Below are 6,188 nucleotides of genomic sequence, written 5' to 3'. Positions count from 1 at the left end.
GGCGTTGGTCGAGGCGGACCGGACCCGTGAGGAGCTTCTGGCGACCCTGGATCAGTCCTCGTCCGACGAACGGCATGTCGCGTCCGTGCACCCGCTCGGAGCTGCCGGTGAACTCCTCGAGCAGGACGGCCCGCGTCCCCGGTGGCGAATCCGTCGTCCACAGCGACCGGAGACTCTCGCCGTCGAGATCGAGCCCGGACGAAGGGATCCCCAGGACGTCGAGAAGCGTCGGCAGGATGTCGACCAGGCCGCCCACCTCGGGGACACGCCGGCCCCGGGGGAGTTCCGGACCGAGCCAGAGGAGCGGAATGTGGATCGACTCTTCGAAGAGCTTGCGTCCGTGGCCCGTGCCGCCGTGCTCGAGGAACTCCTCACCGTGGTCGGCGGTCACGAGGACGTGGGTGTCGGCCAGACGCCCGGCGCGGTCGAGGGCGTCGAAGAACTCGCCTAGCGCGCGGTCGGTGCCCCGAACCTCGCCGTCGTAGAGCCCGACGAACTGGGCGAGCTCGGCGGGTTTCGCCGCGAGGCGCGACACTTTCGCGAAGTCTTCGATCCGCCCGCTGATCCGTCCGGAGTAGTCGGGGTCGGTAAACGCCTCGCGGTCGGCGGCAGCGGGCTCGTAGGGGCCGTGCGGATCGAGCAGATGGACGTAGGCGAAATAGGGCGTCTTCTCCATCCGTGGCAGCTCTGCGAGGACCTTCGCCAGCACCTCGGCGTCCGGGACACTCGCGGCCAGATCCTGGGGCAGGACGTCGACGCCCCCAGGGGCGGCCCGAAAGAGAGGAAAGAACTCGTCGAAGCCCTGGGCGAAGCCCAGCTCGGGGTGAATCTGCGGGCTGGCGACGAAGGCGTAGGTGCCGTAGCCCGCGTCCTTCAGGATCTCGGGCATCGTCTCGAGATCCCTCGCGAGTCCCCGGCCGGTATCGACGACGCCGTGGGATCGCGAATGAAGCGACGTCAGCAGCGTCGCGATCGACGGGCGTGTCCAGGAGGCGTGCGAATAGAAGCGTTCGAAGTAGACGCCGCGCCTGGCGTACTCTTCGAGACGCGGCGACGTCGGCCGCGCGTAGCCGCCCAGGCTCAGATGATCGGCACGGAGCGTGTCGACGACGATGAGGATGACGCTCGCCTGGGCGTCGGAGGCGCCGCCCGGCGTGCGCGCACACGCCATGAACGAAAGCAGGGCCGCCATCGCGGCAGCCTTGCCGACCCGCGTGAGAAAACGGGAAGAAGAAGCTCTGGGACGATCCCTGTTCTTCGCACTTTTCGAGTCGCCCGAGTCCACGATCATGGGATCACCCGCTCGATGCTGCCGTAGAGATTCACGTTGCCCGGCTTGACGAAGGTAGCGAGAGTGAGGCCGAAGCTCTCGGCCAGATGGACGGCGATCGATGAGGCGGCGCCGACCGAGGCGACGAGCGGAATGCCGGCGACGATCGCCTTCTGGACGATCTCGAAGCCGAGCCGGCCGGAGACCACCAGCACGGTTTCGGAGAGCGGCAGGAGCCGGTGTTCGAGCGCCCAGCCGATGAGCTTGTCGACCGCATTGTGGCGGCCGATGTCCTCGCGCGCGGCGAGGAGCGTCCCGGCGGCGTCGAAGAGCGCCGCGCCATGGAGGCCGCCGGTCTCGGCGAAGACCGGCTGCGCCGCGCGCAGGCGATCGGGGAGGGACTCGAGCCGGGCGCGCCCGACGCCGAGGCCCGAGACCACGGGCCGAGCCTGGATCGCGAGGTCGGCGATCGAGCTCTTGCCGCACACCCCGCAGCTCGCCGAGGCGTAGAAGCTGCGCGCGGTCGCCGAGGTGCCGGGGGCGAGCTCGACCGCCACGACGTTCCGGCAATCGCCGTCGAGGAGTGCCTCCGGGTGGCCGAGGGCGAGGATCTCCGAGGCGCTGCGCACGATCCCCTCGCTGTAGAGGAAACCCGCGACGAGCTCTTCGTCGCTCCCCGGAGTGCGCATGAGCACGGTGAACGGGCGATCTCCCAGACGGATCTCGAGCGGCGCCTCGACGGCCACCCGGTCGAGCGCGGTGTCGACCCGGCCGCTGCGCAGGCGCCGCACGGGAGTCTCCAGCCACTGGCGTGCGGCGGGCTGGTCGTCTGGCTGCGGTCTCCCATCCGTCATGGCGGCGCCGGGTGAAGCGGCAGCGGGAGAACGGGGCAGCGACGTCATCCCTAACATGTTAGCCTTTTCCGCATGTCCAGCAACCAGCGCCGGAACGGCCGTCCGAACGCGCCCCAGAACGCCCGCTTGACCGTGCCCCTCATTCGCGATTCCAAGGGTGAGAGTCTTCGCCCGGCGACCTGGGACGAGGCTCTCGACCGCGCGGCGGCAGGCTTCAAGGCCGTCGTCGCCGACAAGGGGCCGCAGGGCTTCGGCATGTTCAGCTGCTCGAAGACGACGAACGAGATGAACTTCATCGCCCAGAAGTTCACCCGCGTCGCCATCGGCACGAACAACGTCGACAGCTGCAACCGCACCTGACACGCCCCTAGCGTCGCCGGTCTGGCGACGGTGTTCGGAGCGGGTGGCGGAACGAGCTCCTACAGGGAGATCGAGGAGACGGACTGCGTCCTCCTGTGGGGATCGAACGCCCGCGAGACGCACCCGATCTTCTTCCATCATCTGCTCCAGGGCGTCCACCGCGGCGCGAAGCTCATCGCGATCGATCCGCGCCGCACGACCTCGGCGCAATGGGCCGACCTCTGGGCCGGACTCGACGTCGGCTCGGACATCGCGCTCGCCAACACGATCGCGCACGAGATCCTCGCCGCCGGCCTCGAGCACAGGGAGTTCATCGAGAACGCAACCAGCGGCATCGAGGCTTTCCGTGCGCATGTCGCCACCTGGACCCTCGCGCGCGGCGAGAAGGAGACCGGCGTCCCGGCGGCGGTCATCCGCGAGATCGCGCACGCCTTCGCGACCGCGCCACGCGCCATGATCTGCTGGACGCTCGGCATCACCGAGCACCACAACGCGGTGGACAACGTCCTCGCGCTCATCAACCTGGCGCTGCTGTGCGGCCACGTCGGCCGGTACGGCTCGGGGTTGAATCCGCTGCGCGGGCAGAACAACGTCCAGGGCGGCGGCGACATGGGGGCGATCCCCGACCGGCTCGCCGGTTTCCAGCACGTCGAGAACGCTCCCCTGCGCGCCGCCTTCGAGCGCGCCTGGGGGGTCACGATTCCGCCGAAGAAGGGACTCCACCTCTCCGGCATGTTCGAGGCGATGGAGCACGGCGCGATGAAGGCGCTCTACGTCATCGGCGAGAACCCGATGCGCAGCGAGGCCGATCAGGTGCGCACGCGGCGGCTCCTCGAGGGACTCGACTGCCTGGTGGTGCAGGACATCTCGCTCACCGCCACCGCCGAGGTCGCCGACGTCGTCTTCCCGGCGGCGGCCGGCTGGTGCGAGTCCGAGGGCACGGTGACCTCGAGCGAACGCCGCGTGCAGCGGGTGCGGATGGCGATCCCTCCCCCCGAAGGCGCGCGCGACGACCTCGACATCCTGTTCGCCCTCGCGCGGCGCATGGGTCACGACTGGGGGCGGCCCGACTCGGAGTCGATCTGGAACGAAGTGCGGAGGCTCTCGCCCGCGCACGCCGGGATGAGCTACGCCCGCCTCGAAGCCGAGAGCGGCCTGCAGTGGCCGTGCTACGACGAGACTCATCCCGGAGAGCTCTTCCTGCACGGCCGCCTCTGGGAACGGCCGGTCGTCGGACGGCGCGCGCCATTCCACGTCCTGGAGAACGACCCGCCGGTCGACCGCCTCGACGCCGACTTCCCGTTCCGCCTCACCACCGGGCGGCGTCTCGCCGAGTACAACACGGGCGTCCAGACCGGCAGCTACGCCTCGCCGACCCGGCGCGGCGAGACGCTCGATCTCTCTCCCGAGGACGCCGCCCGCCTCGCAGTGACGAACGGCGACCTCGTGCGGGTCACATCGCGGCGCGGCAGTCTCGAAACTCCGATCCACATCGACCCGGCGCTGCGCCCGGGCCTCACCTTCATGACCTTCCATTTCCCGGAAGAGGTGGCGACGAATCTGCTGACGATCGACGCCGTCGACCCGGTCTCCGGCACGGCCGAGTTCAAGGCGGCGGCGATTCGTATCGAGCCGATCCTGCAGCCGGACTTGCCCTCACCGCTGGAGATCTCCGAGCTCACGGGGAAAGGCTAGATGGACATCCAGGTACACGGCGCCGAGCCGACGCACGAAGAAAGGGCCGCCGTCGACAGCCTCCTCGGCACCGCCTCCTCCGGCTGGGAGGGCGCCGCGCGCAACATCGAACGCGACGGGAGGAGCGCCCACGGCGGCCGGGCGGCGCGCGACCAGAGGGACCTCCTCCTGCCGGCTCTCCATGCCGTCCAGGATCGCGTCGGCTGGGTGAGCGAAGGGGCGCTCAACTACATCTGCCAGCGGCTCACCGTGCCGCCCGCCGACGCCTGGGGCGTCGTCACCTTCTACCACCTGTTCTCGACCGCGCCGCGCCCGCTCGCGGTCGCCCACGTCTGCGACGACCTCGCCTGCCGGCTGCGCGGCGCCGAAGAGCTCTGCTCCCGGCTCGAGCGCGAGCTCGGCCCGGCCGGCGAGCCGGTGGTCCCCGGCGGCGGCACGTGGATTCGCAGCCCCTGCCTCGGCCTGTGCGAGCGCGCGCCGGCGGCGCTCGCGGTGCACGCCGGCGCGACGCGCCATACGGCGACACTGGGTCCGATCCGCGACGCCGCCGCCGTCGCGCGCGCTCTCGAGGGCGACACCACCGAGCTCTTCATCGCCCCCGCCGCGCGCCTGCAGGTGCTGCGGCGCTCGGTACCCCAGGCCGGAAGCGCCGGGCTCAAGCTCCTGTCGCGGGTCGGCATCGTCGACCCGGCGAGCCTCGACGACTACCGGGCCGCGGGCGGCTATCGCGCGCTGCGCCGGGCGATGGCGCTAGGGGCCGCCGGCGTCATCGCCGAGGTCACCGCTTCGAAGCTCGTCGGGCGCGGCGGCGCCGCCTTTCCCGCGGGCCGCAAGTGGGAGGCGGTCGCTCGCGCCGCAGAGCCGCGGCGCTACGTGATCTGCAACGCCGACGAGTCGGAGCCCGGCACCTTCAAGGACCGCGTGCTGCTCGAAGAGGACCCCTTCGCGATCGTCGAGGCGATGACGATCGCCGGCTTCGCCTGCGGCGCGACGGAAGGGATGATCTACCTGCGCGGCGAGTATCCGCTGGCCGAAACCCGGCTGCGACACGCGATCCGGGCGGCGCGCGCGGCGGGGCTCCTGGGCGAGGCTGTCGCCGGTGCCGACTTCCACTTCGACATCGAGATCCGCCGCGGCGCCGGCGCCTACATCTGCGGCGAAGAGACGGCACTCTTCAATTCGATCGAAGGCCTGCGCGGCGAGCCGCGTTCGAAGCCGCCCTTCCCGGTCGAGGTCGGCGTCTTCGGGAAGCCGACGCTGGTCAACAACGTCGAGACGCTCGCCAACGTGCCCTGGATCCTGCTCGAGGGCGGCGAGGCGTTTTGCGCCACCGGCACGCCCGAATCGTCCGGGACGAAGCTCTTCTGCCTCTCCGGCGAGGTGCAACGCCCCGGTCTCTACGAGGTGCCGTTCGGCGCCACCCTGGGCGAGCTCCTCGAGCTGGCCGGCGGCGTGCAGGGCGCCAGGCCGCTCCGCGCGATACTCCTCGGCGGCGCCGCCGGCAGCTTCGTTGGCCCGGACCGGCTCGCGATGCCGCTCACCTTCGAAGGCACGCGCGCCGCCGGTACGACGCTCGGCTCCGGCGTCGTCCTGGTCTACAGCGAGGCGGCCGATCTGGGCGACGCGCTCCTGCGGATCGCCAGCTTCTTCCGCCACGAGTCGTGCGGCCAGTGCGTCCCCTGCCGCGTCGGCACGGTCCGGCAGGAAGAGCTCCTGGAGCGCCTGCGGCGCGGCGCCCCGCTCGGCGATCGCGCCCGGGAGATGGAGCTCTTCGGCGAGCTCGCGCAGGCGATGCGTGACGCCTCGATCTGCGGCCTAGGCCAGACCGCCTCCACCGCCATCGCGTCGGGGCTGGCGCTGTTCGATCCGTTTTCCGGCGCACCTTCCACGCCCGAGCGCGCCCACCTCGAAGAGGGATCATGACCACCGACCCGATCTGGTTCCAGCCGCCGGCGCGGTCGCCGCGCGTCCCCGAGGTTCCCGCGCGTCCGCAGCCGGCGACGGTCGCG

General features: G+C 71.0%; 4 protein-coding genes. 2 read left to right on the top strand and 2 right to left on the bottom strand.

The window, feature by feature from the left end; genetic code table 11:
- Nucleotides 1-1,192, bottom strand: a 1,192-nt coding sequence (locus KBI44_21030) for a sulfatase (GenBank protein ID MBP9146969.1), incomplete at its 3' end; no start/stop codon positions are given.
- A 95-nt stretch (nt 1,193-1,287) separates the two neighbouring features.
- Nucleotides 1,288-2,124 carry a formate dehydrogenase accessory sulfurtransferase FdhD gene (fdhD, locus tag KBI44_21025; protein MBP9146968.1) on the bottom strand — a complete coding sequence of 279 codons (837 nt, stop codon included), beginning with the start codon at nt 2,122-2,124 and terminating at the stop codon, nt 1,288-1,290.
- A 72-nt stretch (nt 2,125-2,196) separates the two neighbouring features.
- On the opposite strand from fdhD, the gene KBI44_21020 reads away from it, so the two are divergent.
- Together KBI44_21020 and KBI44_21015 are read left to right on the top strand one after the other, a co-directional pair.
- Nucleotides 2,197-4,179, top strand: coding sequence for a molybdopterin-dependent oxidoreductase (locus tag KBI44_21020; GenBank protein ID MBP9146967.1), 1,983 nt, complete (start codon nt 2,197-2,199; stop codon nt 4,177-4,179).
- The gene (locus KBI44_21015) at nt 4,180-6,102 is read left to right on the top strand and encodes an NAD(P)H-dependent oxidoreductase subunit E (protein ID MBP9146966.1); all 1,923 of its coding nucleotides are present in this window, start codon (nt 4,180-4,182) and stop codon (nt 6,100-6,102) included. It abuts the gene before it with no gap.
- The last annotated feature ends 86 nt before the right edge of the window (nt 6,103-6,188 follow it).

The sequence above is a fragment of the Thermoanaerobaculia bacterium genome (genome assembly GCA_018057705.1).
In the GTDB taxonomy this organism is placed as follows: domain Bacteria; phylum Acidobacteriota; class Thermoanaerobaculia; order Multivoradales; family JAGPDF01; genus JAGPDF01.
The sequence above is the reverse complement of the archived record's forward strand: the minus strand, read 5'-3'. Positions and strand labels throughout refer to the sequence as shown.

What these genes read in the sequence shown, in the direction of transcription:
- fdhD (MBP9146968.1), bottom strand. Translation starts at nt 2,124, where the DNA reads ATGACGGATGGGAGACCGCAGCCAGACGACCAGCCCGCCGCACGCCAG.
- KBI44_21015 (MBP9146966.1), top strand. Translation starts at nt 4,180, where the DNA reads ATGGACATCCAGGTACACGGCGCCGAGCCGACGCACGAAGAAAGGGCC.